Source organism: Streptomyces viridochromogenes, from assembly GCF_001270495.1.
In the GTDB taxonomy this organism is placed as follows: Bacteria; Actinomycetota; Actinomycetes; order Streptomycetales; family Streptomycetaceae; genus Streptomyces; species Streptomyces viridochromogenes_A.
This window is the reverse complement of sequence record NZ_LGUR01000002.1, coordinates 149,556-175,100: the sequence shown is the minus strand read 5'-3', so window position 1 is coordinate 175,100 and position 25,545 is coordinate 149,556. Positions and strand designations below refer to the sequence as shown.

Annotated in this window: 21 protein-coding genes and 1 pseudogene; 6 read left to right on the top strand and 16 right to left on the bottom strand. The window is 70.5% G+C overall.

What is annotated here, in order from left to right:
* Positions 1–206: 206 nt before the first annotated feature.
* Positions 207–2,435 carry an FxSxx-COOH system tetratricopeptide repeat protein gene (gene fxsT, locus ADK36_RS00745; RefSeq protein ID WP_053195910.1) on the top strand — a complete coding sequence of 743 codons (2,229 nt, stop codon included), beginning with the start codon at positions 207–209 and terminating at the stop codon, positions 2,433–2,435.
* Positions 2,436–2,530: 95 nt separating this feature from the next.
* Here fxsT and fabG read toward each other — a convergent pair whose 3' ends face one another.
* From fabG to ADK36_RS00685, 12 genes are all read right to left on the bottom strand, one after another.
* Positions 2,531–3,268: a 3-oxoacyl-ACP reductase FabG gene (fabG, locus tag ADK36_RS00740; protein WP_053195907.1), complete on the bottom strand. Its 738-nt coding sequence runs from the start codon at positions 3,266–3,268 to the stop codon at positions 2,531–2,533.
* Position 3,269: 1 nt separating this feature from the next.
* The gene (locus ADK36_RS00735; protein WP_053195906.1) at positions 3,270–4,856 is read right to left on the bottom strand and encodes an MFS transporter; all 1,587 of its coding nucleotides are present in this window, start codon (positions 4,854–4,856) and stop codon (positions 3,270–3,272) included.
* Positions 4,853–5,806, bottom strand: coding sequence for an NAD-dependent epimerase/dehydratase family protein (locus ADK36_RS00730; RefSeq protein WP_053195904.1), 954 nt, complete (start codon positions 5,804–5,806; stop codon positions 4,853–4,855). Before ADK36_RS00730 ends, ADK36_RS00735 begins: the two co-directional genes overlap by 4 nt.
* A 3-nt stretch (positions 5,807–5,809) precedes the next feature.
* Entirely contained in the window at positions 5,810–6,364 is a 555-nt protein-coding gene (locus ADK36_RS00725; protein WP_048579752.1) for a hypothetical protein, read from the bottom strand.
* Positions 6,361–8,043, bottom strand: coding sequence for a class I adenylate-forming enzyme family protein (locus tag ADK36_RS00720; protein ID WP_048579753.1), 1,683 nt, complete (start codon positions 8,041–8,043; stop codon positions 6,361–6,363). The genes ADK36_RS00725 and ADK36_RS00720 overlap by 4 nt, the downstream gene beginning before the upstream one ends.
* Positions 8,030–8,842: a hypothetical protein gene (locus tag ADK36_RS00715; protein WP_053196018.1), complete on the bottom strand. Its 813-nt coding sequence runs from the start codon at positions 8,840–8,842 to the stop codon at positions 8,030–8,032. The genes ADK36_RS00720 and ADK36_RS00715 overlap by 14 nt, the downstream gene beginning before the upstream one ends.
* Before the next feature lie 5 nt (positions 8,843–8,847).
* Positions 8,848–10,050 (bottom strand): beta-ketoacyl-[acyl-carrier-protein] synthase family protein, encoded by a 1,203-nt coding sequence (locus ADK36_RS00710; RefSeq protein ID WP_053195902.1) that lies wholly within the window; start codon positions 10,048–10,050, stop codon positions 8,848–8,850.
* The gene (locus tag ADK36_RS00705; RefSeq protein WP_048579755.1) at positions 10,040–10,303 is read right to left on the bottom strand and encodes a hypothetical protein; all 264 of its coding nucleotides are present in this window, start codon (positions 10,301–10,303) and stop codon (positions 10,040–10,042) included. Before ADK36_RS00705 ends, ADK36_RS00710 begins: the two co-directional genes overlap by 11 nt.
* A complete protein-coding gene (locus ADK36_RS00700; protein WP_048579756.1) occupies positions 10,300–10,575 on the bottom strand; it encodes an acyl carrier protein in 276 nt (91 codons plus the stop codon). Before ADK36_RS00700 ends, ADK36_RS00705 begins: the two co-directional genes overlap by 4 nt.
* A 149-nt stretch (positions 10,576–10,724) precedes the next feature.
* Entirely contained in the window at positions 10,725–12,092 is a 1,368-nt protein-coding gene (locus tag ADK36_RS00695) for a class I adenylate-forming enzyme family protein (RefSeq protein ID WP_048579880.1), read from the bottom strand.
* A 99-nt stretch (positions 12,093–12,191) separates the two neighbouring features.
* Complete coding sequence (locus ADK36_RS00690; protein ID WP_048579757.1) at positions 12,192–13,361, bottom strand: 3-dehydroquinate synthase II family protein; 1,170 nt, start codon at positions 13,359–13,361, stop codon at positions 12,192–12,194.
* Positions 13,358–14,188: a 2-amino-3,7-dideoxy-D-threo-hept-6-ulosonate synthase gene (locus ADK36_RS00685; RefSeq protein WP_078916039.1), complete on the bottom strand. Its 831-nt coding sequence runs from the start codon at positions 14,186–14,188 to the stop codon at positions 13,358–13,360. Before ADK36_RS00685 ends, ADK36_RS00690 begins: the two co-directional genes overlap by 4 nt.
* Positions 14,189–14,612: 424 nt before the next feature.
* Between ADK36_RS00685 and ADK36_RS00680 the strand changes: the two genes are divergently transcribed.
* Positions 14,613–15,950, top strand: coding sequence for an MFS transporter (locus ADK36_RS00680; RefSeq protein ID WP_078916040.1), 1,338 nt, complete (start codon positions 14,613–14,615; stop codon positions 15,948–15,950).
* A 99-nt stretch (positions 15,951–16,049) separates the two neighbouring features.
* Here ADK36_RS00680 and ADK36_RS00675 read toward each other — a convergent pair.
* Positions 16,050–16,511 (bottom strand): annotated as a pseudogene (locus ADK36_RS00675) (potassium channel family protein).
* A gap of 107 nt (positions 16,512–16,618) precedes the next feature.
* On the opposite strand from ADK36_RS00675, the gene ADK36_RS00670 reads away from it, so the two are divergent.
* Both ADK36_RS00670 and ADK36_RS00665 read left to right on the top strand, forming a co-directional pair.
* Positions 16,619–17,185 carry a PadR family transcriptional regulator gene (locus ADK36_RS00670; protein WP_048579759.1) on the top strand — a complete coding sequence of 189 codons (567 nt, stop codon included), beginning with the start codon at positions 16,619–16,621 and terminating at the stop codon, positions 17,183–17,185.
* 96 nt (positions 17,186–17,281) lie between these two features.
* A complete protein-coding gene (locus tag ADK36_RS00665) occupies positions 17,282–19,000 on the top strand; it encodes an acyl-CoA dehydrogenase family protein (protein WP_048579760.1) in 1,719 nt (572 codons plus the stop codon).
* An 88-nt stretch (positions 19,001–19,088) separates the two neighbouring features.
* Here the strand turns inward: ADK36_RS00665 and ADK36_RS00660 are convergent, their stop codons facing one another.
* Positions 19,089–19,751, bottom strand: a complete 663-nt coding sequence (locus tag ADK36_RS00660) for a pyridoxamine 5'-phosphate oxidase family protein (RefSeq protein WP_048579761.1) — start codon at positions 19,749–19,751, stop codon at positions 19,089–19,091.
* 312 nt (positions 19,752–20,063) lie between these two features.
* On the opposite strand from ADK36_RS00660, the gene ADK36_RS00655 reads away from it, so the two are divergent.
* Positions 20,064–20,852, top strand: coding sequence for a hypothetical protein (locus tag ADK36_RS00655; protein ID WP_053195900.1), 789 nt, complete (start codon positions 20,064–20,066; stop codon positions 20,850–20,852).
* On the top strand, positions 20,825–22,693 hold the full coding sequence (locus ADK36_RS00650; protein ID WP_078942625.1) for a PQQ-binding-like beta-propeller repeat protein: 1,869 nt from the start codon (positions 20,825–20,827) through the stop codon (positions 22,691–22,693). Before ADK36_RS00655 ends, ADK36_RS00650 begins: the two co-directional genes overlap by 28 nt.
* A gap of 48 nt (positions 22,694–22,741) precedes the next feature.
* Here ADK36_RS00650 and ADK36_RS00645 read toward each other — a convergent pair whose 3' ends face one another.
* Positions 22,742–24,259, bottom strand: coding sequence for a SpoIIE family protein phosphatase (locus ADK36_RS00645; protein ID WP_053195896.1), 1,518 nt, complete (start codon positions 24,257–24,259; stop codon positions 22,742–22,744).
* Positions 24,260–24,583: 324 nt separating this feature from the next.
* Entirely contained in the window at positions 24,584–25,435 is an 852-nt protein-coding gene (locus ADK36_RS00640) for a phosphotransferase enzyme family protein (RefSeq protein ID WP_053196016.1), read from the bottom strand.
* Between the last annotated feature and the right edge of the window lie 110 nt (positions 25,436–25,545).

The window sequence follows — 25,545 nt, the reverse complement described above, 5'->3', positions numbered from 1 at the left end:
CGGTTTGAGATTACTGGCGGGCCGCCTGTGGCTCCCGCCCGGTCAGGCGGTCCGTGTGCCGCCGTATACGTTGAGGGGTCGCGCCGCTCGGATACGGCAGTCTCGGAGGAGTCCGGAGCAGGGGGGCTCCACCGCTGGATGAGCTACGTTTTCGGTCTCCGAAGTCCGGACGGCTCCGGAGAGCGGGACGGGGGAAAGCGGCGTATATGAGGGGACCGAGCTCACCACAGAACTGGTTCGTCAATCGGTTGCAGCGGTTGCGCACGTCCTCGGGGTCACCGCCCCAGGCGCAGCTGCTGGCCTACGACGAGAACAAGGTCCTCACCCGGTCGTCGCTGTCGGACCTGCTGGCAGGCAAGTTCACCAAGCCGCCCCCGTGGGAGCGGGTCGCGGCCTACGCGACCGCCTGCGTCCGCGCCGCGCACGACGGCCAGATCGACCTCTCCTCCGAGGAGGAACTCGCGCGACTGCGGGCTGACCATGCCACGCTCACCGACCTGTTCGAGACCGCCGTCAGGGAGGTCCGCGCACCGGCGGCGCGTCCTTCGGGCTCGCGGCCCCGTCCCGCGACCTATCGGCTGCCGCCGCGCAACATCAACTTCACCGGCCGCGACGCCGCATTGCGGGAGTTACGGCAGCGCCTCGTCTCGGGCAACGATGGCGCGATGCAGGTCGTGCACGGGCTGGGTGGTGTCGGAAAGACGCAGCTCGCGGTTGAGTACGCCTACCTCTACCGGTCGAAATACCGGTTCGTGGGGTTCGTCGACGCCGAGGATCCCGATCTGGTGGCGTCGCAGTTCGCGTCGCTGGGCAGGGAGCTGGGGCTGGCGGAGGTGAGCTCCGACCAGGTCATCCCGCGGGTGTACGGCAAGTTGCTGGACCACGGACCCTGGCTGATCATCTTCGACAACGGGGAGAGACCTGGCACGCTCATGCACGCGTTGCCGTCGGGTGACCTGGGGACCAAGGGGCACATCATCGTCACGACCAGGTTGCGCGGCTGGTCCAGCAGAGCCGGTGTCATCGACCTGGACGTGTTCACCAGGCCGGAGGCGGTGGAGCTGCTGGCCCGGCGGGTGTGCGGCATGACCACAGAGGTGGCGGACCGGATCGCCGAGCACCTGGGGGACCTGCCGCTGGCGCTGGAGCAGGCGGCCGGGTACATGGACTACAACCAGACCGCGCCTGAGGAGTACCTGCCGTTGCTGACGTCGCGGCTGGAGGACATGATCGCGCTGGGCGAGCTGGCGGACCGGCCGACGGTGGTGGTCGCGACCCTGTGGCAACTCAGCGTGCGAAGGCTGGAGCTCCAGCAGCCGCAAGCGATGCGGCTGCTGGAACTGTGTGCCCTGCTGGCGCCGGAGCCGATCCCGCTGGACCTGTTCAGCGGCGGCACGGAAACGCTGATCGCGGCCGCGGCCGACCCGGTGGCGTGGGACACGACCGTCGGTGCTCTGGCCGGCCTGGGGCTCGCGAGGCGCGGAGCCTCCTCCCTGGTGCTGCACCGGCTGGTACAGGCCGCCATCCGCGCCGCGATGCCGGACGACGTGCGCACCGACGCCCGGGTGCGACTGTGCCGGGCGCTGCTCGCGGCCGTACCTCACGACGTCCACGGTGACCCGGATGCGCGATCGCGATGGCAGGAACTGCTCCCGCACGCGCTCGTGGTGACCAAGGACGAGCCGCCGACCGAGTGCGCCGCGGAGACGGCGACGCTGCTGAGGCTGGCGTCGGCGTTCCTCCTTTCGATCGGGGACCACCAGGTGGCACTGCCCCTGTGCGAGCGTGCCTTGGCGATCGACGAATCACTCGAACAGAGGGAAGCGGAGATCGGCTTCGACCTGATCACCTTGGCGCAGATCCACCGGGACCGCGGCGCGCCGGAGCGGGCGCGTCCGATGGCGGAACGTGCTCTGAGCCTGCACGAGTCCTGTCTCCCGGCGAACAGCCCCGTCATCGCTACGGACTTGGCCACCCTGGCGCGAATCCGACACCTTCTCGGTGACCATGAGGCGGCAGTGCCCTTGGCCGAGCGGGCGCTGCGGATCGACGAGGCGGCGTACGGGCCGGACGACCCGTATGTGAGCTTCGACCTGATAGCACTGGCGAGTGTCCACCTCGACCTGGGCGACCACGCCGTGGCCGTGCCGCTGATCTCTCGGGCGCTACGGATCCGCGAGGCCAGTTACGCGCCGGACCACCTGTACATCGGGTACGCCCTGCTCCTCAAGGCCCGAGCCGTGCACGCCTTGAACGACCCAACCGCAGCGGACCTCGCCCGCAGAGGCGCACTGATCCTGAACACCCGGCTAGGCGGGACCCACCCCAAAACCGAGGATGCCTTCGCTCTGGCCAACTCTTTACTGAACGCGACAACTGCCAAGGGCACGGCGAGGTCGTCGCGTTCGGCGAGGCTTGCGCCACATACGACATAAAGCCCGCACCGCTCAAGGGGACACGCATCAGTTCCGGATGCCGAGGGCGCTCGATGGCGCGCAAACGCTGGTGGACGATCTCGCGGGCCGGCGGTTCAGTGGCCCAGTCCGGCGCCTCCGTCGACCGGAATCACGGCGCCGCGCACATAACCGGCGCCGGCCAGGAACTCCACCGCGTCGGCGACTTCGTCAGGGTGGGCGAGGCGGCCGGCCGGGGTCCGGCTGAGCAGGTGCTGACGCTGTTCCTCGGTGAGGCTGCGGCTCATGTCCGTGTCGGTCAGGCCGGGGGCCACCACGTTGCAGGTGATGTCGCGTGGGCCGAGTTCATGCGTCAGCGACCGGGCGAAACCGATCAGTCCCGCCTTCGCGGCCGCGTAGTTGCTCTGGCCCGCAGCGCCGTGCAGTGCTGCCGTGGAGGACATCAGCACGATACGGCCGTGACCCTGTACGAGCATCCCGCGCACCGCGCGCCGGGCCACCCGGAAGGCCCCGGTGAGGTTGGTGTCGATGACGGAGGTGAAGTCCTCCTCGCTCATCCGCACGAGCAGCCGGTCGTGGGCGCCGCCCGCGTTCGCGACCAGGACGGTGACCGGACCGTGGGCGGCTTCGGCCTCTTTGAAGGCCTGGTCCACCTGCTGACCGTCCGTCACGTCGCAGCGCAGGGCGAGGAGGTTCTCGCCCGCGGGCGGTCTGTCGCCCCGGTAGGTCACCGCGACCCGGTCTCCCGCCGTCGTGAAGCGGCGGGCCACGGCCAGCCCGATGCCCCTGTTCCCGCCGGTCACGAAGACCGATCGAGCCGTTGCGCCGTATGACCGTTCCCTCGTTCCCGCCACTTCAGTTCCCTTCTGTTCCAGCTGTCCTGCTGTCCTTGCTTCTCTCGCTGTTGCCGTCCCGTGCGCGCAGCCCCACGACGGTCACCACGAACCCGACGAAGGCCAGTACGGCGGTCCAGAACGTGGCCGCGTACATCGCGTCCAGGAAGGCGCGGTCGGCCGTGGCCGCCAGTTCCGGCAGGCGCAGCGAAGCGGCCACTGAGCGGGCCGCCTCAGCCGAGGTCCGGGCCTGTTCGGCCGCGTCCTCCGACAGCCCCCGCGGACCGGCCGGCAGGGCGGCGTCCGCCATGCGGCCCCGGTAGACGGCGGAGAGGATCGAGCCCGCCATCGCCACCCCGAGGACCCCGCCCACCTGCCGCGTGACGCTGTTGACGGCCGATCCGGCGCCCGTGAGCTGTGGTGGCACCCCGCGCATCATCACGGCCGTGACCGGTGTGCCGACCAGCCCCATACCGAAACCCTGCACCCACAGCAACGCGGCCACGACCGCGATCGGGGTCCCTGCGTCGAACCACAGATAGCCGGCGTACGTGGCCGCCGTGGCCAGGACACCGGCCGCGATCGTCCACCGGGGCGACACCAGCCTGCTCAGCGCCGGGGACGCCTGGCTGCCCAGGACGATGCCGACCGCGGCGGCGAGCATCACGGTTCCGGCGTCGGCTGGGGAGAGCCCGCGCGGTCCTTGGAGGTAGAACGCCGCGTAGAACAGGTGCCCGGCCAGCGCCATGAACGCGATCAGCAGCACCACGCTCCCCGCCGTGAACCCGGGCCGGCTGAAGAGCCGCAGGTCCAGACTGGGCGTCGGGGACCTGCGCTGACCGGCCACGAATGCGCCCAGCAGAGCGCCGCCCACGACGAGGGGGAGCAGGACGTGCGCCCCGTACCAGGTCTGTCCGTTGCCGAGCTCGATGATCCCGTAGACCACACCACCCAGGCCGAGCACCGACAGGGCGAGACCGGGCAGGTCGAGCATCCTGCGCCCGGAGCCCTTCAGGCTGGGCACCACCGCCACCACCCCGGCCAGACACAGGGCCACGATCGGCACGTTGGCCAGGAACACCGAACCCCACCAGAAGTGACTGAGCAGCGCCCCGCCCACGACCGGGCCGACAGCCACCCCCAGTCCGCTGGACGAACTCCAGATCGCGATGGCCCGGGTGCGTTTCTCCTCCGGCGTGCTCTGCACGATGACCGACAGGGTCGCGGGCATCAGCAGCGCACTGCCCGCACCCATGAAGGCGCGCGCCATGATCAGCCAGCCCGCGTTCGGCGCGAACGCGCCGGCCGCGGAGGCGGCGCCGAACAGGGCCAGACCGGCCAGGAGGGTGGTCCTGGGGCCGAAGCGGTCCGCGAGCGCGCCGCCCGCGAAGAGGGTGCCGGCGAAGACCAGGGTGTAGGCGCTCGCCACCCACTCCAGTTCGGCGGGGGTCGCGCCCAGGCCCTCGGCCGGGGAGGCCAGCGTGGTGACCGCGACGTTCAGGATCGAGGTGTCCAGCCAGATCAGCATCTGGGCGCAGACGACGACCAGGAGGACCGGCCACGACCGGGAGGACACCGTCCGGTCCTCGGTGGTGCTCAGGGTGCTCATCGAGTGCCTTCTCCGTCAGGGGCGACGCGAGGACCGTGGCCCAGCCCGTCCCGCCAGCTCGGGTGCGTCGGCTTCCAGCCCAGTGCCGCACGGGCCCGGTCGTTGGCCGCTCCGCGTGCCGCGGTCAGCTGGTGGGCCATGAACCAGCCCAGCAGCCGGGGCGCGAGCGTCGCCGGGATCGTGCGTGGGGGCGGGGCGCCGAGCGTACGGGCGTAGTGCGGCAGCCACCGCGCGGCGCGGGCAGGCTCGTCGTCGGTCACATGGAAGGCACCGGTGCTCGTGGACTCGACCGCGGCCACCGCGGCCCCCACGGCGTCCTCCACATGCAGAAACGACGTGACTCCGGCCCCGCCCTCCGGCAGCGGGAGTTTCCCGGCCAGCACCCGCTGCCCGGTGCCGCCGTCCCGGGCGTACGCGGTCCCGGGGCCGTACAGCGTGCCGTACCGCAGCGCCACCCCGGCGAGGTCCCGGCCGGTGTCCAGCACCAGCCGCTCCAGCGCGGCGACGGCGCGTACGGTGGCGGCCCAGCCGGGGTCCGGGGCGTCGACGTACAGCGGCGCGTCCTCGTCGAGTACCGGTGCGCCGGCCGGCACGGCGGCGAAGGCGATGGACTGGGCGACCAGCCGCCGCGCACCTGCCGCGCGGGCCGCCTCGATCAGGTTGGCGGTGCCCTCCGTGCGCAGCCGCGCCGTCCGCGCGAAGGCTTCCGGAGGGTCCTCGCGCAGCAGGCGCAGCGCCGAGAGTTGGTGCACGACCACCTCGGGCCGGGCGTCCCGCACCCCCGACAGCAGAGTCTCCCGGTCGAGGGCGTCGGCCACCACGATCCGGTCCGCGTCAGGGGCCCGAGACTCGTCCCGCACCAGTGCGCTCACCTGGTGGCCCCGCTCCCGCAGCGCACCCACCAGCGGATGTCCGACAACTCCGGTGGCCCCGGCGACGAGTACCCGCACGGCTCAGCCCTCCGCAGCCGGTGAGAGGGGGGTGGCGACCCGCATCAGCAGACGGCACGCCTTGTCGCCGTCCCGCAGACAGCTCTCGGCCCGGTTCTCCGCCAGCGTCACGCCGAGCCCCTCGGACCAGCCCGCGTGGACATCGGTGCACGGGCACCGGTAGCCGTCCAGCGCACCGGCCATCCGCACCATGGTGATCGCGAAGCTCCGCTTCAGGGTCAGCACGATCAGGTCGTCTCCCGCCACCTCGGTGGAGGCGTTGCGCAACTCCGGCGGGAACATCCGGTCACCGCAGTCGTCGTAGCGCAGGCGCAGTTCCTCCAGGTCCTTGCGGCTGTCGCCGGTGTCGGGCAGCGGACCGGAGAGGCGGCCGACACGCTGTCCGACCTGGAGGGCGACCTTGCGCAGCGCCTCGGCGTTGAGCTCGTTCGCCACCTGCTGTCCGAACCGCGCGGCCACCCCCTGGTACCAGTTGGCGTCGTGCTGCCACCACAGCCGGTACGCCTCCACCGTCCGGGCGCGGTGGTTGACGTTGCCGGAGCCAGTGTCCGTGCTCATGCTTGCCGCTCCTTGGTGGCGAACCTGTCGCGCATCACTCGTTTGAGAACCTTGCCGGTGGCGCCCTTGGCCACGTCGTCGGGTTTCATCCGCAGGGCCCGGTGCACCGGAGGGAAGCCGGCCGCGGTCAGTACGGAGTTGACCCGCCTGGTGCACGCCTCGTCGTCGCCGTCCCCGCCCTCCTCGCCGTACTCGCCGTTCTCATCGGCGAGTTGGAGCAGCGCGTAGGCTTCGGCTTCCCCGTCGCCGTCCCAGTCCGCCCGCACGCCGTCCGGGGCGACCCCGACGACCGTGCAGTCGGCCAGCTCGGGCAGCTCGGCCAGCAGGAGTTCCTCGGTACGGGTGCTGAAGACGATGCCGTCCCGGGTGCGGATGGCGTCCGGCGCCCGGTCGAGGTGGTAGAAGTTGCCGTCCTCGTCCCGGTGGGCGAGGTCGCCGGTGAGCCAGTAGCCGCCGAGCCGCATCCGGTGCCAGGTCAGCGAGTCGTTCCAGTAACCGGGAGTGAGAGTCGGGGACTTGAGGCCGAGGCGGCCGATCCGCCCGGGCGGCAGCGGGGTGCCGTCCTCGGCGAGTACGGCGGCCTCGGCGAAGCTGATCGGCTTGCCGATGCGGCGTGAGTAGGCGTCGGTGTCCTTGGTGTGCCGGTTGTGGAAGACGGAGTAGCCGGCCTCCGACGAGCCGAGCCCGTCCACGAAGACCGAGCCGTCCACTCGTGCCCGGCGCAGGTCCCGGTCGATCTTCTGATGACTGCCGTGCCGCACCAGGGCGCGGATGTGCGCCTCGTGCGCGGCGTCCCCGGTGTTGAACCACACCTGCACGCTGGACAGGTCACGCCTCGTCAGGTCCTCGGCGGCCATCTCGCCGAAGGTCCCGGCGAACGCCAGCACGGTGGTCGGCCGGAACTCCTCGACGGCGTCGAGCACGTCCGCGCCGCGCTGGCTGGACAGGAGCTTGATGTCGGTGCGCAGCAGCAGACAGTAGAGCAGCGTCGCCACCATGGCGTTGTGCGCGCCCGGCAGCCCCACCAGGGTGCGTTCCATGTCGGTCCCGGTGGAGTAGCGCAGCCGGTGCAGCTGGGCGTACATCAGGGTCCGGTGGGTGTGCGGTACGCCCTTGGGCATACCGGTGGTGCCGGAGGAGTGCGAGATGAGCACCGGGTCGGTCGGGTCGTGCCGGTACGGGTACGACGGCGGCAGCGACGCGCGGTCCCCGGGCCGGATGTCCGCGGCGGTGACGCAGAAGCCGAGCCCGCGGTCCGTGAGCACCTCCCGGTGGGCCTCGTCGGTGAACGCGCCGACCGCGCCCTGTCGTTGTACGTACGCCCGTGCCGTGTCCGGGGCCAGATTGCCGTTGACGAACGACGGGATCGCGCCGAGGGACGTCAGGGCCAGGAAGTTCACCGCGAACTCGGTGCTGGAGTGGGAGTGGAGGGCGACCGGGTCACGGGGCCGCACACCGTGCCCGGCGTACCAGCCCGCGTACGTCTCGACCACCTCGTACAGTTCGCCGAGCGTCAGCACCTCGGGGCGGGTTCCGTCCGGCGCCCGCCAGGTGGCGTCCGTCCGCAGCACGGGTTCGTCGAGCGGACGGCCGTAAGCCTTGAGGCGCTCCAGGATGTTGCCGGCGCCGAGTTCGGTGTCGGAGCAGATCCGCGCCCGCTCCTGCCTACTGATGAGCATGGGTACTCGTCTCGTTCCTTGCTTCGGATTCGGCGGTGAGGACGAAGGCGGCGGGGCGGGGCAGGAGCCGGCTGCCGCCGTCCCGCAGCAGCTCCCGGTGAGCGGTGGCCAGGTCGAACAGGCCCTGGATACTGCCGGGTCGGTCGCCGGCCGGGGCGCCGGACCCGGGGCCGGACGCATCGGCCGACCTGACCGTCACGGTCGCGCCGGCACCGGGACGGCCGAGCAGTACCGCGGCCGCCAGCCCGGCGGACGCCGGAAGGCCCGGAACCGGGCGGTCGCCGTCGGCGGTCAGTTCCCGGTACAGGGCGGCCAGCCGCTCGCCGCCCCCCAGCTCCACGCCCAGCACCAGCACACGGTCCAGCTCCGGGTCCTCCAGCAGCAGATCCGCCATGGCCAGCAGCTCGGTCACCGGGTCGTCGAGGGTGGAGACGCTGAACATCTGCCCGGTGATCCCGAACTCCCGGCTGGTGTGGCCCAGTACGGAGTTGGGTGTGGCCTGCATGAAGAGCAGCGGGTTGTGCACCTTGCCGGAGACCATGCGCCGGCTGGCCAGGTCGGCGGTGGTGGTGTCGCCCAGCAGAGCGGCCAGCGCGACGGCGGTGCGTGAGCCGTCACCGGGCCGCTCGGTCAGGCACTGTCTGCTCACCTCGTACGCCAGCGGGCTGAACGCGGACTCCACGAAGCCGGGCAGCCTCGGCAGCGGGATGTCCTCGTCCCGCCCGGTGCCGTGGGTGGCGGTGGCCGTGGCGAGGATGCCGAGGGGTGAGCGCAGCACGGTCTTCTCGCTCGTCGTCATCGTCGTCACGGCCGCTCCAGGACGAGTGCGGTGTTGGCGCCCCCGAAGGCGGCGTTGACGGTGAGCGCCCGGCGCAGATCGGCCGGGCGCGGCCGGTTCGGCACGTAGTCGAGGTCGCACTCCGGGTCCGACGCGGTGAACCCGGCGGTCGGCGGCAGTACGCCGTCCGTCAGGGCCAGCAGCGTGATCACGAACTCCACGACGCCCGCCGCCTCCAGGAGGTGGCCGGTGGTGCTCTTGGTGGAGCTGACCGGAATCGACTCGGCCCGGTCCGGGAACGCCGCGCGCAGCCCGCGTGTCTCGGCCCCGTCGTTGTACCTGGTGCCGGTGCCATGGGCGTTGACGTAGTCGAGGGCCGCCCCGTCCGGATCGCCGGCCAGTCGCAGCGCCTGCCGCGCCGCACGCGCCAGCCCGGCACCCTCCGGGTGCGGCTGGGCGATGTGGTGGGCGTCCGTGGCCGCGCCCCAGCCCGCCACGGAGGCGAGCGGCCGGGCACCCCGGCGCCGCGCGTGCCCGGCGGACTCCAGCACGACGACCGCCACACCGTCGCCCAGCAGCAGCCCGCTGCGGTCCGCGCTGAACGGGCGCACCGCGCCGTCCCGGGACAGTGCCCGCCCGGAGTCGAACTTCCCGAAGGTCTCCTCCTCCACCAGGTAACCCCCGGCACAGACCGCCACCTCGGTCCGCCCGGAGGAGATCAGCCGGCAGGCGTGGATGATCGCGGCGGCGGAGGCGACACAGGCGTTGGTGAAGGTCAGTCGAGGCCCGGTCAACCGGAGCCGCTCGGCCAGCAGTTCGGCGAGCCGCGCGGGTACGGCATCTGCAACCCGCTCGACCGCCGCGCCCGCGCCCGCGCCCGCTCCCGTGGCGGGGCCGGACTCGGCGGCGTTCCGCCAGTACCGCGTGACGCTCGTATGGTCGCCCGCGACGCCGAGCAGGACCGCTGCCCCAGTGCCGGGGCCCAGGCCCGCCATGTCGAGGGCCTCCGTACCGCACCGGTCGAGCGCGTGGCGCAGTGCCCAGTCCTCGACCGCGTCGGGGCCGTCGGGTGCGGCGGCCGCCATCGGCGTGCGGTACGGGCCGGTGTCGAACCTCGTGGTGGGCGCGAACGCGGGCACTCCCGCGAAGACCCCGCGCCGCAGGACGTCGGCGCCGGCGCCGAACGCGCTGCGTACGCCGAATCCGGTCACCGTGACCTCACCGCTCATCGCGTTCACCCCGCTCGGCGGCACGCAGGTACTCGGTGAGCCGCCGCAGCGAGGTGAGTCCGGCGATGTCCTCGTCGCTGGGCTCCACGACCAGGCCGTGGCGTTCCTCGAGGACGTGCAGGAGCCACACCAACCCCAGTGAGTCCAGGACCAGTTCGGCGTCCTCGCCCAGGTCGTCGGGCAGTCCCGGGAAGATGTTCCGGTCGGACAGCAGGTCCCGGACGGAGTCGGTGGTGAAGGTTCCCGCGCTCATGCCTTCGCACCGCGACGGACCACCTCGGTGACGAGTCCGCCGAGGGTGAGAGAGGCCAGGGGCTCGATGTCGGTGTCCGGTATCTCCACGCCGAACCGCGACTCCAGTCGCAGGGTCAGCTCGATCAGGCTCAGTGAGTCGACTTCCAGTCCGCCGACGGTCACCGGGCTCTCGTCCGTGATGCCGTCGCGGCTCAGCAGGACGTTCATCTCGTCGATGACCGCGGTCAGGACGAACTCGCGGATCTCGTCTTCCAGGGTCGGCGTACTCATGATCGGTATCTCCCGTGAATGAATTCGGTGAGGGGTTGAGCGCGTCGAGCGCCCAGGAGGCGCGAGGCGGTGACATCCGCGGCGCCGCCGCGTCGGCGCGACCGGCCACGGACGGCCCACTGACAACGGAGGACCGGCGGTGCCCCGGCTCACCCGGCGGAGCGCAGCGCCGCCGCCTGGCGCAGCAGCTTCCCGTTGGACGTGCGGGGCAGGGACTCCAGCACCCGGATCACCCGCGGCAGCTTGTAGTCGGCCAGTCGCGCCCGGCACCAGCGCAACAGCTCCTCCGCGGTCGGCCGCACGGCCCCGGCGGCGGTCGTGACGTACGCCTCGGTCACCTCCTCGTGGACCAGGACCGCCTGCTCGACCGCCGGATGCTCGCGGAGCACGTTCTCGACCTCCAGGAGGTCCACCTTGAGGCCGCCGATCACGACGAGGCAGTCGGCGCGGCCGTGCACCAGCACCGTCCCGGAGCCGTCCACCGTGGCCCGGTCCCGGGTGTGCAACCAGCCGTCCGCGTACTGGGTGCCGCCGGATTCGAAGAGGTACGGCGACTCGTCGAGGGCGACGTCCAGCTCGCCCCGGTGCTCCCGTACCACCACACCTGGTGCGGCCGGGCCGACCGACGGCCGCAGCGTGCCGCAGGCGTCCATGGCGACCACACCGGTCTCGGTGGTCCCGTAGGACTCGCCGACCGCGAGCCCGTAGCGTTCGGCGAACCGCGCCGCGACCTGCGGGGGCATCAGCTCGCCGCCCGACACCGCGACGCGCAGCTCGGGCAGCGCGGGGGCGTCGACGGCGGCGGCGAGCAGCTCATAGTGCATCGGCACGCCGAACAGGGCGGTGATCCGGTGTTCCACGGCGGTCCGCAGGATGTCGCGGGCGGAGATCCGGGGCGCGAAGACCACGCAGACACCGGCGGCCAGCGAATGCAGCAGCCCGGCGATCAGACCGAAGCTGTGGGCCGTCGAACTGAGCAGCAGCAGCCGGTCGCCCGCGCCCGGCATGCCGGGGATGCGGGTGAACCGGTCCACCTCGGCGGCGAGCGACCGGGCGGTCCTGCCGATGACTTTCGGCTGCCCGGTGGAGCCCGAGCTGAACTGGACCAGTCGGTGGTCGGTGCCGGCCGCCCGGCCGCCGGCCCGGCGCTCGGTGACGACCTCGTACTCGGACCGGAAGCCGAACGTGGCCTGGACGTTGGTGCCCGCGCTGACCATGAACTGCGGTCGGCAGGTCGCACAGAGCGCGGCGACCTCGGCCGGCTTGAGCCGGAAGTCGAAGAGCAGCACCTGGGCCCCGAGCCGCCACAGCGCGAGCAGCACTTCGACCTGGGTGAAGCTGGGCGGGGTCCGCAGGCCGACGGTGCTGCCCGTGCCGATGCCGTATCCGGCGAAGAGCGCGGCCTGTCTGGCCACGCGGTCTTGTAACTCCCCCCGTGCAACCGTTTCTTGACGGTGGATCAGGTAGGGGAGTTCGTCGCTCTGCGCGTCGAAGAGGCTCCGGACGAGGGATCTCATCGCGTCGTCGTGCCCGTCCGCCGCGAGGCCGGCCGTGAGGTCTGGCGCGAGGTCTCCCGTGAGGTCTTCCGGCGTGAGTTCGAGTTCGCTCATGCGACCTCAGACCTCCTTGCAGAACTCGCCGATGGGCAGCCCCACATGGCGCTTGTCCGTGGCCAGGTAGCCCAGCAGCTCGTCGCCCGTCTGCAGTTCGGTGACGTTGAGGACCTTGCCGCCGGGGCCGAGGACCCGTACATGCCAGTCGTCCTGAACGGTCAGGCTGACCAGCTGTCCGTCCTCGGCGTGCGTGCGGATCTCCAGCAGCGGCCGGGACTCCAGCTTGGCGCGGCCGACCACGACCCGCCGGGTGCGCCCGTCGGCGCCGACCGCCAGCAGGGGGGTGCCGGAGCCGACCTCGCTGAGGTAGTTGGTGCGGTTGTCGGGTCCGAGCGTGTACGAGTGCAGGGCACCGGCGTTGACCCGGAACGGCCTGGTCGGCATGTACGGCAGTGGATGGGTCTCGGAACAGCACAGCACGAACCCGGAGGAGTACGAGCCGACGAGGATGCCCTCGTCCTCCTCGAAATGCGAGCAGGTGTCCACGCAGACCCGGTCGCCGAGCCCGACATGCCTGATGCTCTCCACGGTCAGCGTGGACAGCCGCAGCTGGGGTGTGGTGGCCTCCAGCAGCCGGGCCAGCGCGAACACTTCGTCGGCGCTGCGGGGCGTGAACAGGATGCCGTCCGAGCCGCGTTCGAGGACGTCGAAGACGATCGCCGCCTCCTCCAGGCCGTCGACGACGGTCACCAGCTGGCCCTCGGCCGAGTCGGCCGCGGCGAGCACGATCTCCAGCGGGATCTTGGTCGGGTCGGCGAAGTGGATGACGGTGTACGGCAACGCCGTCGCGCCCGTGCACGACAGCCGCAGGGTGCGGTCGTCCCGTACGTCGACGAAGCCGGCCACGGGCGTTCCGGTGCGGTGGTCGGCGGCGAGGGCGTCCAGCTCGTCCTGGGTGGTGAACTTCCGCAGCAGGACGTCGTATCCGGTGGTCGGCTTGGTCTCCTTCACCGGCTCCTTGGCCGCCTTGTCCCGCGCGTCCTTGTCGGTGGCGGTCTTCTTCGCGCCGGGGCTCCCGGGCATCAGCACCCGCGTGACCGTCGGCGGAAGCGTTCCGAGCAGCTCCGCGTCGGCGGAGACCACGCCGGCCATCCGGGTGTGCACGGCCGCGTCCACGACCGCCTGGAGCTGCTGTCGGGGGACTTCACGGAGATCGATCCATGCGAACCTCATGCGACACCTGCCACGATCGTCGAGTAGTCGGTGGGGGAGTTGGTGCTCATGTCCGCGCCGCCGCCCGGGGACCGGCCGTGCACGACGGCGGAGAGCCGGGACACCAGCGCGCGGGGGGACGGCGACGAGAAGATCCGGCGGCCGATGGCCAGCCCCCGGCAGCCGGCGGCCATCACCGCGGTGCCGTACTCGACGAGATCGGAGCCGTCGGGCGGACCGCCGGCCGCGAGGATCGGGATGGGGCTGCCCGCCACCACCTCGGCCATCCGCTCCCACGGCAGGGCGACGGAGGTCTTCACCATGTCCGCTCCCAGATCCGCGGCCACATTGGCCAGATGGGCGAGGAGAGCCGGGTCGCGCGGGTCCTCGATCCGGGGGCCGCGAGGGTAGACCATCGCGATCAGCGGCATGCCCCACGCGTCGCAGGAACGGGCCACCGCCCCCAGATCGGCGAGCTGCTGGGCCTCGGTGTCCGAGCCGATGTTGACGTGGACACTCACCGCGTCCGCACCGAGCCGCAGTGCCTCCTCGACATCGGCGACCAGCACCTTGGCGTGCACATCGCCGGAGTGGGCGGTACTGGCGCTCAGGTGCACCACCAGCGCGCAGCTCTTGAGGATGTCCGGCGCGAAGGCACGGGCACGCCCCTTGTGGACGATGATCCCGTCGGCCCCGCCGTCCACCAGCGCGCGCAACAGGTCGTCCCACTGGTCGGCCGGGACGATCGGGCCGTCCGAAACGCTGTGGTCGAGCGGCACGAGGAGATGCCGGCCGTCCCCGGCCAGCGAAAGTCTCCTCAAGCGAAATAACTTGCCGGTTTTCGGCATGAGTAATACGCCTTTCCTCGTCCGTGGATCCTTCCAATGTCCGAAAATCGATGGTCGTAGAACTTTCAAGTTCACCCTTGACTTCAGCATTCCGCGCGTGATCGTGCGTTGGCAAGACGCGATGACCGTCAAATATTCATGCGGCCGCTTGCAAGAATATTGAAAGCGAGTTGACAGGGTGAAGGGGGTTGACGCCCTGAAGGCGTGCGGTTCGGGGCTAGTTCTGTACATTAGGTCGATCTGTCCGAACTCATAACCCCATCGGGCATTTCTCATTGGTAACGCGTGTAAATGGCGGGCTCCGTTGTCCGATTTTTCGAACGGCGCGATTTCCTTGTCGAATTCAAATCCCGGGCCTAGGGTGCCTTCCACTCCCCACTCGAACCCGGACCGCACGGGCCGGGTGTATCGGAATGGAATCCCCATGCCCGAATTACCGTCCCCTGCCGCTCCCGTGATCACGTCCCCACCAGCGACGCCCGGCACCGCCCGGACCAAGGCGCCGCGGGTCGCCGCCGCGAGCCTGGTCGGTACGACGATCGAGTACTACGACTTCGCTGTGTACGGCACCGCCAGCGCGCTCGTTCTCGGACCTGCCTTCTTTCCCTCCGGCAACGCGACCGTCTCCTCCCTGGCCGCGTTCCTCACGTTCGCCGCGGCCTTCGTCGCCCGCCCCCTCGGCGTCGCGCTGTTCGGGACGATCGGCGACCGCCTCGGCCGCCGCCGGGCCCTGGTCGCCTCCCTCCTGCTGATGGGCGTGGCGACGGTCGGCGTGGGGCTGCTCCCCACCTACGAGACCGCCGGACTCCTCGCCCCCGTACTGCTCGTGACGCTGCGTCTGCTGCAAGGCGTGAGCATGGGCGGAGAGTGGGGCGGAGCGGTACTGCTCGCCGCGGAGCACGCGCCGCCCGGACGCCGCGCCCTGTACGCGTCCATCCCGAACATCGGCCCCTCGCTCGGCTTTCTGCTGTCCAGCGCGGTCATCCTGCCCACGTTGAACATCGCGGGCCGCGACGGCTTCACCGACTGGGCCTGGCGGATCCCGTTCCTGCTCAGCACCGTGCTCGTCGTGGTCGGTCTGTGGGTGCGTACGACCGTCTCCGAGTCACCGCGTTTCACGCCGCCCGCCGGGATGCCCACGCCGACCTCCCGCTTCCCGCTCGGCACGCTCCTCGCTCGGCACCCGGGCCGTCTGCTGCTCGGCATCGGCGCCGCGCTGGGCGGTTCGGCCGTCTACTACCTGACGATCGTCTACAGCCTCTCGTACGGGCCGAAGGAACTCGGTATCCCGCAGAACACGATGCTGACCGCCGCGAGCGTCGGCGCGGCGGCCGGAATCGCGGTCACCCTGCCGGCCGCCAGGCTGGCCGACCGGATCGGCCGACGCCCGGTGATGCTGGCCGGAGCCGTGGGCTGCGTGGTCTGGGCGGTGCCCATGTACGCCTCGCTGAGCTCCCGCGACCCTTGGGTGATCACCGGCGCCTACACGGTCGGACTCATGCTGCTCGCCCTGATGTTCTCCCCGGTGGCGGCTTTCCTCCCGGAACTCTTCCCGGCGCGGCTGCGCTACACGGGCGCTTCCGCGGCCTTCATCCTCGCGAACACCCTCGGCGGCGGCTTCGCCCCGCTGGTCGCCACCTGGCTGAACAGCCATTGGGAGTCACCGCTCGTCCTCGGCTTCTACACCGGCGGACTCTGCCTGCTGAGCCTGCTGTGCCTGCTGGCTCTGCCGGAGACCCGCGATCACGAGTTCGACACGTGACGTCCTGCGTGACATGTGGTGAGCCGGCTGGGCGTGGGCGACCCACGCCCGGCCCACTCGCTCCTGCGGCCACCCCGCATCGGCGAGAACGCCCGACCGTCAGCACGCCCTGCCGCCGCCCTCCAGCATTCGCTCGATGCGATCGAAACGCTCGTGCACCGCGTGAGCCATCTCCTCGTACGTCTGCTCCACCGCTTGCTCCGCCCGGTGCACGCGGTGGTGTCGGCGTTCCTCGTCCCGTCCCACGAACCACGTGGCCAGGGCTGCGGTGACCGTCCCGTAAGCCGTGATCCCGACGACCATCACCACCACCGCGATCAGCCGCCCTCACGACGTCACCGGACAGAAGTCGCCGTACCCGACCGTCGTCGCGGTCTCCACCGACCACCACAACGCCCTTGGACACGAGGTCAGCCGTGCCCCCGGTGCGCCCCGCCCGGCGGTCACGACGAGGCTCGAACCCACCAGGATCACGACCGCGAGGACGATCGTCGCGGCTCCGGCCGCCTTCACGCGCCGCCAGGGCAGGAACCCCGACCCGAACAGCGGCCCCCGGTCGATGTCAGGCGGCTCAGTCCCTACGGCGTCCACCGCCGCCCCGCGTGAGCCCTGTCTCACCTGGGCAGCGCCACTTGGCTATGCAACGAGTTGCATAGAAGGATCGGGGCATGGCGCTTGAGCACGCGATCCTCGTCTCCCTGCTGGAGAAGCCGGGCTCCGGCTATGAGCTGGCCCGGCGGTTCGAGCGGTCCATCGGCTACTTCTGGACCGCCACACACCAGCAGATCTACCGCGTTCTCAAGCGCATGGAGAGCGAGGGCCTGCTCGCCGTCCGTGAGATGTCGCAGCAGAGCCGGCCGGACAAGAAGGAGTACTCCGTCGTAGGCCCCGGCCGCACCGCCCTCTCCCAGTGGCTGCACGAACCGATCCAGCCCGAGAGCATCCGGCACGAACTCGCCGTGAAGATCCGCGGCGCCGCCTTCGACAACCCGTCCGTGCTGATCCGCGAGGTCGAACGGCACCGCCAGGTGCACAGCGACCGGCTCGCGCACTATCAGGCCGGGGAGCTGCGCGACTTCACCGGACCCGCGGCCGCCACCCCCCTCGACGCCGGTCAGGAGCTGCAGCATGTCGTGCTGCGCGGCGGGATCGCGTACGAGCGGATGACGATCGCCTGGCTCGACGACGTACTCGCCACCCTCCGCCGGCTCAGCACGGCGCACCCGCCTGCCTGAACTGCGGGCCACCGCCGCCGCGCCCCGTGACTTCAGTCCTGCACCACCTGCACCACCAGCACCCTTAAACCCTCAACCCTCGGAAGGCGGACCTCCATGGCCGACTCCCTCCTGTTCAACCCGCGCACGTACGACCCGGCGCAGTTCGACCCCGAGACGCGCAGGCTGCTGCGTGCCACCGTCGACTGGTTCGAGGACCGCGGCAAGCGCAGGCTCATCGAGGACTACCGTTCCCGCGCCTGGCTGGCCGATTTCCTCGCGTTCGCAGCCAAGGAAGGGTTGTTCGCCACCTTCCTCACCCCGGCGTCCGCCGCCGGACACGAGGACCAGCGCTGGGACACGGCCCGGATCGCCGCCCTCAACGAGATCTTCGGGTTCTACGGCCTCGACTACTGGTACGCATGGCAGGTGACCATCCTCGGTCTCGGCCCGGTCTGGCAGAGCGACAACACCGCGGCTCGCGCCCGCGCGGCGGACCTCCTCGCCCAGGGCGAGGTGTTCGCCTTCGGCCTCTCCGAGAAGACGCATGGCGCCGACATCTACTCCACCGACATGCTGCTGACGCCGGACGGCAACGGCGGCTTCAGGGCGACGGGTTCCAAGTACTACATCGGCAACGGCAACGCCGCCGGACTCGTCTCGGTCTTCGGCCGACGCACCGACATCGAGGGCCCCGACGGCTACGTCTTCTTCGCCGCCGACAGCCGTCACCCCGCCTACCACCTCGTGAAGAACGTCGTGGACTCCTCGAAGTACGTCAGCGAGTTCCGCCTCGCCGACTACCCCGTCGGCCCGGACGACGTCCTGCACACGGGCCGCGCCGCCTTCGACGCCGCCCTCAACACCGTCAACGTCGGCAAGTTCAACCTCTGCACCGCCTCGATCGGCATCTGCGAGCACGCGATGTACGAGGCGGTGACCCACGCGCACAACCGCATCCTGTACGGCCGCCCCGTCACCGCCTTCCCGCACGTACGCCGCGAGCTGGCCGACGCGTACGTCCGCCTCGTCGGCATGAAGCTGTTCAGCGACCGCGCCGTCGACTACTTCCGCTCCGCCTCACCGGACGACCGCCGCTACCTGCTCTTCAACCCCATGACGAAGATGAAGGTGACCACGGAGGGCGAGAAGGTCATCGACCTCATGTGGGACGTGATCGCCGCCAAGGGCTTCGAGAAGGACACCTACTTCGCCCAGGCCGCCGTCGAGATCCGGGGACTGCCCAAGCTCGAGGGCACGGTGCACGTCAACCTCGCGCTGATCCTCAAGTTCATGCGCAACCACCTCCTGAACCCGGCCGAGTTCGCGGCCGTGCCGACCCGCCTGGACGCTGCCGACGACACGTTCCTCTTCGAGCAGGGGCCGGCCCGCGGCCTCGGCTCCGTGCGCTTCCACGACTGGCGCCCCGCCTACAACGCGTACGCCGGGGTGCCGAACGTCGCCCGTTTCCGGGAGCAGGCCGACGCCCTGTGCGAGTTCGTCGCCACCGCGGCCCCCGACGAGGAGCAGAGCCGCGACCTCGACCTTCTGCTCGCCGTCGGCCAGCTGTTCGCGCTGGTGGTGCACGGCCAGCTGATCCTGGAGCAGGCCCGTCTGACGGACCTCGACGAGGACGTGCTCGACGAGCTGTTCTCCGTCCTCGTCCGCGACTTCTCCGCCTTCGCTGTCGAGTTGCACGGCAAGGACTCCGCCACCGCGGAGCAGCAGCGCTGGGCGCTCGGAGCCGTCCGGCGTCCCGTCGTCGACGAAGCGCGTTCGGGACGGGTGTGGGAGCGTGTGGAGGCACTGTCCGGGACGTACGAGATGGCGCCCTGACAGCGCGCTCAGTGGACCCACCGCGGCGGGCGCCGCCGGCCCGGCAGCGCCCGCCGGCTTCGGTACCGGCTCCTCGGGACCGACCGGGTCAGCCCCTGCCCGGTCGCGATCCCGTGTGAGTGCCGGCAGTCTGCTCGCCCTCGTACGCCGGGGACTGGTGCTCGGCGTGCGGGGCGAAGTAGTCGGCATCCTTCGGCCGTTGGGCCCCCGCGCGTGGACGCGGCGCCGGTTCGAGGTGGGGTATGTGCTTGGAGCAGTGCACATACGCCTCCTCCACCGTGATGTGCACCCAGAATTCGGGCCTGCGTCCAGGAGCGGTGTCCACCGGAAGGCCGGGGTGGGCCCGCCGCTGATCCTCGTCCCGCTGGAGCCGGGCCGCGCCATTGACGTGCAGGCCGATGTGGTCATGGGTGAAGTCGACGAAGAGCAGGCCGATATGCGGGTTCTCGGTGATGTTTCCCGCACTGGCGAGGACCCCGTTCCCACGGTATTCGGGGTAGGTGAGGGTGCCGTCGTCCAGCACCGTGACGAAGCCCGGGGGACCGGCACGGAAGGTGACGTCGCACGCGCCGCCGGCATCCGACGTGGACAGGAACACCATGGTCTGCCGCCTTATGAAGTCCGCCATCTGCGGTGTGAGACGGGTCTGCACCTGGCGGTCGTAGAAGGCGGCGGCCTGGTCGGCCGTGCCGAGAAGACGCTGGAGGCGGCGCTCTCCGGTGGAGCCGGGGGACTCGTGGGTGTGGTTCACGGAACGCGCTGCCTTCCTGTGGCCTTCAGCTGGGCGTGGGGAGCGACGGCACTCTAACGCCATGCTCCGGGAAGCCGCTCGCCCGGGCCGCCGGGGCGGCAGTGCTGTGTGAGGTTGGTGAAAGCGCCGGCCCGTATCCGCTCCTGCGGCGATTCTTCTCCGGGTCGCAGCTGACACGCGGGCAGAACCGTCTCGTCACTCACTGGGGGAGAGTTGAGGAACCGGACCACGCTGCGTGGGCGCAGTCGGCCTCGTACGCAGCGGCCCACGCCGCCGGAGACGACTGAGCCGTGGTGGAAGAGGCATGCGAGGGTGCTCTGGCTCGGCGCGGGCATCCCCGTGATCGGTGCGGTGCTGACCGCGATCGCCCTCCAGTTGCTCGGCCTGAGCGGTGAGTCCGAGCCGAGCGCCGCGTCGACCCGGGCCGGAACGTCCTCGGCGAGCCCTTCGGCGGCGCCTTTCGTCGTGACCGCGAGGCAGGAGAACGAGGCCGGATGCACGGCCCTCCCGCGTCAGGTGTCGTCGCCGGAGGACCGCGCGGAACTCGTGACCGGCGGCGACGTGAACGCCGTGATCCGGCGTAACCAGGGCGCGCGGGTCGGCGAACTGAACGTCGGTCTCACGCTGGAGGGAGGTGCGAGTTCCCTGACCGTCACGTCGATCGAGATCGAGCCGAAGTCGTCCCGTGCCGCCGAGCCGTTCGCCGGAACGCTGGTGTGCGAACCGAATGCCGGGGGAGAGCCGAAGATCCAGCTGTTCGCGGACATGGACAGCCCGGAGCCGGTCTTCCTCAAGGGGAAGGACTCCACACAGAAGTACTTCAAGGAGAGCGTCGTCACGCTCAAGCCCGGAGAGCAGGTCAACCTTTCGGCGACCTTCTTCTCGGAGAAGGGCTCTCGGGAATTCGGACTTCTCATCCGGTACGTGCAGAACGGGAAGGACGGCACCGTGCCGGTTCCCGCCCCACGAGGGGGACGCTATGCGGTGACCGGATTCTCTGCGCGCTACGGGGCGGTGTACGAGGGGTCTGCCGGTGGCGTCTACCGCCGGCTTGAGGATCCCCGCCCCTGCCCGTGGCTGCCTGCGTCACAGGGATGCTGAGAGATTTCGACGAACGGGGGAGCGGAATGGTTGCGAAGCGTGCGCGCCTTCTCTGGCGCGCCGGGTGTGGATTACTGGTCACCATCGGCCTCCTGGGGCTGTTGGTCGGCGACGGCGGCACGTCAGGTGGGTCGCTCGAACGCCCGAACTCGCTGGACGTGGCGTGGTCGTTCCGCACCTCCGGACGAGCACTGGACGTTTCGGATCTGCCCGCGGCGGTGAGCGACAGGATGCTGGCCGTCCCGCAGGGCGGGACGGTGACTGTCGTGGACTCACGCGATGGCCGATTCCTCTCCAGCGCGCGCAGTTCCGCGGACCGTTTCACACCTCTCGGGTTTTCCGGTGGCGTGATGCTCGCCGTGGAACAGTGGTTCGGGCAGGGCGGCAAGACCGTTCTCAACGCGTACGACCCCGCGACGGGCCGAAAACTGTGGCACAAAACCGCCGGCCCGAACCTGCGGAAGGGAAACAAGGACGCCTGGCTGGGGCAGGCGCCTTTCCTGCTGGATCCGGGACCTGCGATGGAGTTGGCCGATGGCCGACTGGCGGGAGTCGCGCCGCGGACCGGTGCGGTCACCTGGACCAGACGGAAGCCAGCGCTCGCGCCGTGCGACCAACCCGACCCGGACGACCCCCGTTTGCCCCCTTCCCCTTTCAACGTGGCCACGACGGCGAACTACCTCGTCGTACTCAAAGGCTGCCCGGGCCGGACCGCGGAACTCGAGATGATGAACGTGAGGGACGGTGTCAGCGTCTGGGAGAAGGACCTGGGACGCTCGCGCGACTCCGTCAAGGTGAGCGCGGTCCGCGGTGTCATCGGTGTGAGCCTCGACAACGACCTGCGCCTTTTCACGGAGTCGGGCGAGCAGATCCTGCGCCGGAAAGCAGACGGGAAGTCCGGCCTCTGGCCCCTGGGAGAGGCCCGAGGCGTGGTGTACCTCTCGGAGTCGGACGACACGGGGCAGGCGGGCGCCGGGTCCTCCCGGTCGCACACCCTGCACGCGGTACGAGCGGACACCGGGAGAACCTTGTGGACACGCTCCCAAGGCGTCACGGCCAACAACAGCCTGACCAGTGAGGCCATCGTCGGTGAGGTGGAAGTCGCCGGCGCGTACGGCGGAGACCTTCGCTGGTTGCCCGGGGACGCACGGCTTCAGGGGCCGGGCGCGAGCAGCCTGATGGACCCTGAGGGCAGGGGAAGTGCCCCCGTTCCCTGGCCGGTGGCCGGGACGTTCGTGGGAATGAGCGGTGACCTGCTCATCGTCCGTAGCGAGGAGAAGGACGGCACCCGTTACACCGCTCTTCGGCCGAGCCACCGCGCCGTGGATGCGGAAAGGCCCGCCGCACTCGGTGGGGTCGAGCGGCAGGAATGGCCCGACGCCTGTGGGCTGATCAGCGCCGAGCTTCTCGCCGAACTCGGCCGGAACTATGTCAAGCTGCCCGTGCCATCGAGCCGTAAGGTGCTGGGCACGAGACTGCCCCGCCCGAGCGTCTGCCGATTCGCCACGGAATCCGGATCCGACGACGGCATCTTCTCCGTCACCGTGCGATGGGTGGCGCCTGATGCGAAGGCTGCCGAGACCTATGCGACGAGCGTGATTCCCTGGGGCTGTGCTCCCGCGTTGGGCGGTTGTGTGACTGCCGAGATCGCGAAGCCCCGGCGCGGCGTCCATCTGTACACCTACAGAACGGGCTTGGAACAACTCCCCGTCGCTCACGCGACGGTGGTCTCGGGCCGATACGTCCTCGGGATCAGCGCAGGCAACGACAAAGCGCGAACCCAGCGGCTGATACGGCGCGTGGCGATGCATCTCGCCGAACAAGCCGATCGCCTCGGTTGAGGCCCGCGCCCACGAGGAGTCCCCCAAGGCCATGCACGCGACGGCTCCTCACCCGTCGCCGGTCGCCTCGCCTGCGGGGTGGGGGCCGGCCCGGGCGATGAGCAGGGCCACGTCGTCGTGATCGCCGTCGTCACGCAGGGTGTGCAGGAGCAGGTCACAGGTGGCGTCGATGGAGCGGTTCGGGTCGTCGAGGATGCCGAGGAGGGCATCCAGACGTACGTCGATCGGCTGGTCGCGGGTCTCGATGAGGCCGTCGGTGTAGAGGACGAGCTGGTCCCCGGGCCTGAAGTCGATGGAGGTGGAGTCGAAGGAGATGCCGCAGCCGCCCAGGGGCGCCCCGGTGGGCAGGTCGAGCAGCTCGCGTGTGCCGTCCCGGTGAAGGAGGACGGGCGGCAGGTGTCCGGCGAGGGAGACCTGGCATCGCGCGGTGCGGGGATCAAAGACGGCATAGACGCAGGTGGCGATGGTGTCGACGTCCTCGGTGATGTGGTCGAGGTGGTGCAGGACCTGGTCAGGGGCCAGGTCGAGGTCGGCCAGCGTCCTGGTGGCGGTGCGCAGCTGTCCCATGGCGCCGGCGGCTGTGACGCCGCTGCCCATGACGTCGCCGACGACGAGGGCGGTCTTGTCGCCCTTGAGGGGGATGACGTCGAACCAGTCGCCGCCGATCTCGATGGTGGCCTGGGCGGGGCGGTAGCGGAAGGCGACATCGAGACCGGGTCGCTGCGAAGGGGGATGGGGCAGCAGGCTGCGTTGGAGGGTGAGGGCGGTGCGACGTTGTTCTTCCACGGCGTGGTGCCGGTCGGTGACGTCGACGCTGGAGGTGGCCACGCCGAGCACTTGCCCGTTGGGGGATTCGAGCCGGTAGAACGAGATCGACCAGGCGTGGTCGTGGTCCGGGTCGGCGGCTGTGCGGCCGACGGTGTACTGATCCACGATCGGCCTCCCGGAGGCCAGGACCTCACGCATGGCACCCTCGAAGGAGTCGTCCAGCAAGGGCAGCACCTCATGGACGTGGCGGCCGATGTGCTCGGCGGCCGGGACGCCGTTCATCCGTTCCTCCGCGGGGTTGACGGAGATGTACCGGAGGTCGGTGTCCAGCATGCCCAGCCCGATCGGTGACTGGGACACCAGCTGGGCGGACAGGGCCAGGCTCCGCTCCACCTGCCGCAGCGTCGCCTGGTCCGTGGCCAGGCCCAGCGCCCAGTAGTCGCGCTGGTCGTCCTGCAACCGCATGTTGCGAAACTCCACCATGCGCGTGCTGCCGTCCTTGCGCCGCACGGGAAAGACCCCGGCCCAGCTCTTGCCGTCCCGCATGACCTGGGCGAACAGCGCCAGCACCGTGTCGAGGTGCTCCTTGTCGATCAGCAGCTGGCCCGCGTACTGGCCCAGGGCCTCCTCGGTGCTGTAGCCGAAGAGGACCTCCGCCTGCGGGCTCCAGAGGTCGATCTTGCCTTGGGCGTCGAGGAGGACGGCGGCCACGTTCAGCACGTCCAGTAGGTCACCCGGCCTGGACGCAACCACACCCGCCGTGCCGGGACCACCCCGGAGGGGTTCGGTAGCACCCATACCGCAGCCTCCTCCCGCCGCGGATCGGGCCGGCGCCCTGCCGGATCGGCAGGTGCCGGCGCCACTGCTCGCCATCCCATGGTCCCCCTCCGCCGCCCTCGCGTGCACGCCCAGGTCGGCGAAGAGCCGAAGTGTGCTCGGAGGACACCAAGCCGGCCCTTCGCCAGTGCTGGTCAGCCCCGGCGGACCTGCGGTTTTGCCGGGGGCGCGGGCAACGGCACGGTGCGGGCAGGGGCATGCCAAGCTGGATGACCGATCCCTGGAGCGGCACGCGCTGCGGCCGGCGCCGTTCGTCTCGGCCCGTCGGGGCCCGAAGGCCCGCGATCAGCCACGGACGTCCAGACCGTTTCGATCGAGTGCGGCCCGGATCTGGCCGAGCCACTGTGTGCCCAGCCGGCGCCCGTTCGGGAGCTGGTCGCCTCGATCCCAGCGCCAGGCTGTGATCATCGCCAGCATGAGGACGCGGCACTCGCGCAGCAGGTCCTGCTCGACACCCGGATAGTGCTCGCTGACTTCTGCGGGCGCATGGGCGAGATCGAATTCGACGGGCCCGCGGCAACACGTCTCAAGGTCGATGAACAGCACCCCGTTCTCCGTGGCGAGCACGTTTCCCGGGTGCGGCTCGCCGTGCAGCAGCTGCTCGGCGCCGCCGCGCTCGCCGACCACTCGTCTCAGGCTTCGCAACGTGTCGCCGAGCAGCTCCCGGTCCGCGTCGGCGAGCGCCGGCGTGCGGTCGCGGTTCGCCACGAGTTGCCGAGCCTGCTCGACCCGGTCCGTGAAGTGCGGCGTCGGGACATCGAGCTTGCGCATGCCGGCATGCAGCCGCTTGAGCGCATGGGCGTAGTCGGCCGGTGAGACCTCCCGAGGCGTCACGGGTGCGTAGTAGGTCCAGAACGTGACCACGAAGCCGTCCCGTTCATGGACGCGTGGCTCCACGCGAGGTTCGAGAGCAGCCACAGGGCATCCGGCCCCGGCGAGCCGCTGAGCAAGCTCGACCTCGAACCGCGCGACCTGGTGCGCCACAGGTGCCACCCGGGCCAGGACGTCACATGGCAGCAGACGCAGAGTCAGCTTGTTCGAGTCATGAAGAACGATCACGTCGTCGACCGTCAGGCCGAGTGACGAGGCGGTGGACCTGGCCGCTGCCACCGCACGCGGGACCTCTGACGCCTGCATCGTCACCTCGCTTTTCTCCCTGGAGTGCATGCGCGCCCCGGACACCGGTGAAACCCGGGGCTCGAGGTGCAGGGGAGGCACGGTTCCCATAATGTGGTGGTTGGAGTGTT

Coding starts and splice junctions, on each gene's coding strand:
- fxsT (WP_053195910.1), top strand. CDS start 207: ATGAGGGGACCGAGCTCACCACAGAACTGGTTCGTCAATCGGTTGCAG.
- ADK36_RS00695 (WP_048579880.1), bottom strand. CDS start 12,092: ATGAGATCCCTCGTCCGGAGCCTCTTCGACGCGCAGAGCGACGAACTC.
- ADK36_RS00670 (WP_048579759.1), top strand. CDS start 16,619: ATGGCGCTTGAGCACGCGATCCTCGTCTCCCTGCTGGAGAAGCCGGGC.
- ADK36_RS00680 (WP_078916040.1), top strand. CDS start 14,613: ATGCCCGAATTACCGTCCCCTGCCGCTCCCGTGATCACGTCCCCACCA.
- ADK36_RS00690 (WP_048579757.1), bottom strand. CDS start 13,361: ATGAGGTTCGCATGGATCGATCTCCGTGAAGTCCCCCGACAGCAGCTC.
- ADK36_RS00685 (WP_078916039.1), bottom strand. CDS start 14,188: ATGCCGAAAACCGGCAAGTTATTTCGCTTGAGGAGACTTTCGCTGGCC.
- ADK36_RS00640 (WP_053196016.1), bottom strand. CDS start 25,435: ATGCAGGCGTCAGAGGTCCCGCGTGCGGTGGCAGCGGCCAGGTCCACC.
- ADK36_RS00735 (WP_053195906.1), bottom strand. CDS start 4,856: ATGAGCACCCTGAGCACCACCGAGGACCGGACGGTGTCCTCCCGGTCG.
- ADK36_RS00720 (WP_048579753.1), bottom strand. CDS start 8,043: ATGCTCATCAGTAGGCAGGAGCGGGCGCGGATCTGCTCCGACACCGAA.
- ADK36_RS00715 (WP_053196018.1), bottom strand. CDS start 8,842: ATGACGACGAGCGAGAAGACCGTGCTGCGCTCACCCCTCGGCATCCTC.
- ADK36_RS00645 (WP_053195896.1), bottom strand. CDS start 24,259: ATGGGTGCTACCGAACCCCTCCGGGGTGGTCCCGGCACGGCGGGTGTG.
- ADK36_RS00700 (WP_048579756.1), bottom strand. CDS start 10,575: ATGAGTACGCCGACCCTGGAAGACGAGATCCGCGAGTTCGTCCTGACC.
- ADK36_RS00710 (WP_053195902.1), bottom strand. CDS start 10,050: ATGAGCGGTGAGGTCACGGTGACCGGATTCGGCGTACGCAGCGCGTTC.
- ADK36_RS00725 (WP_048579752.1), bottom strand. CDS start 6,364: ATGAGCACGGACACTGGCTCCGGCAACGTCAACCACCGCGCCCGGACG.
- ADK36_RS00705 (WP_048579755.1), bottom strand. CDS start 10,303: ATGAGCGCGGGAACCTTCACCACCGACTCCGTCCGGGACCTGCTGTCC.
- ADK36_RS00665 (WP_048579760.1), top strand. CDS start 17,282: ATGGCCGACTCCCTCCTGTTCAACCCGCGCACGTACGACCCGGCGCAG.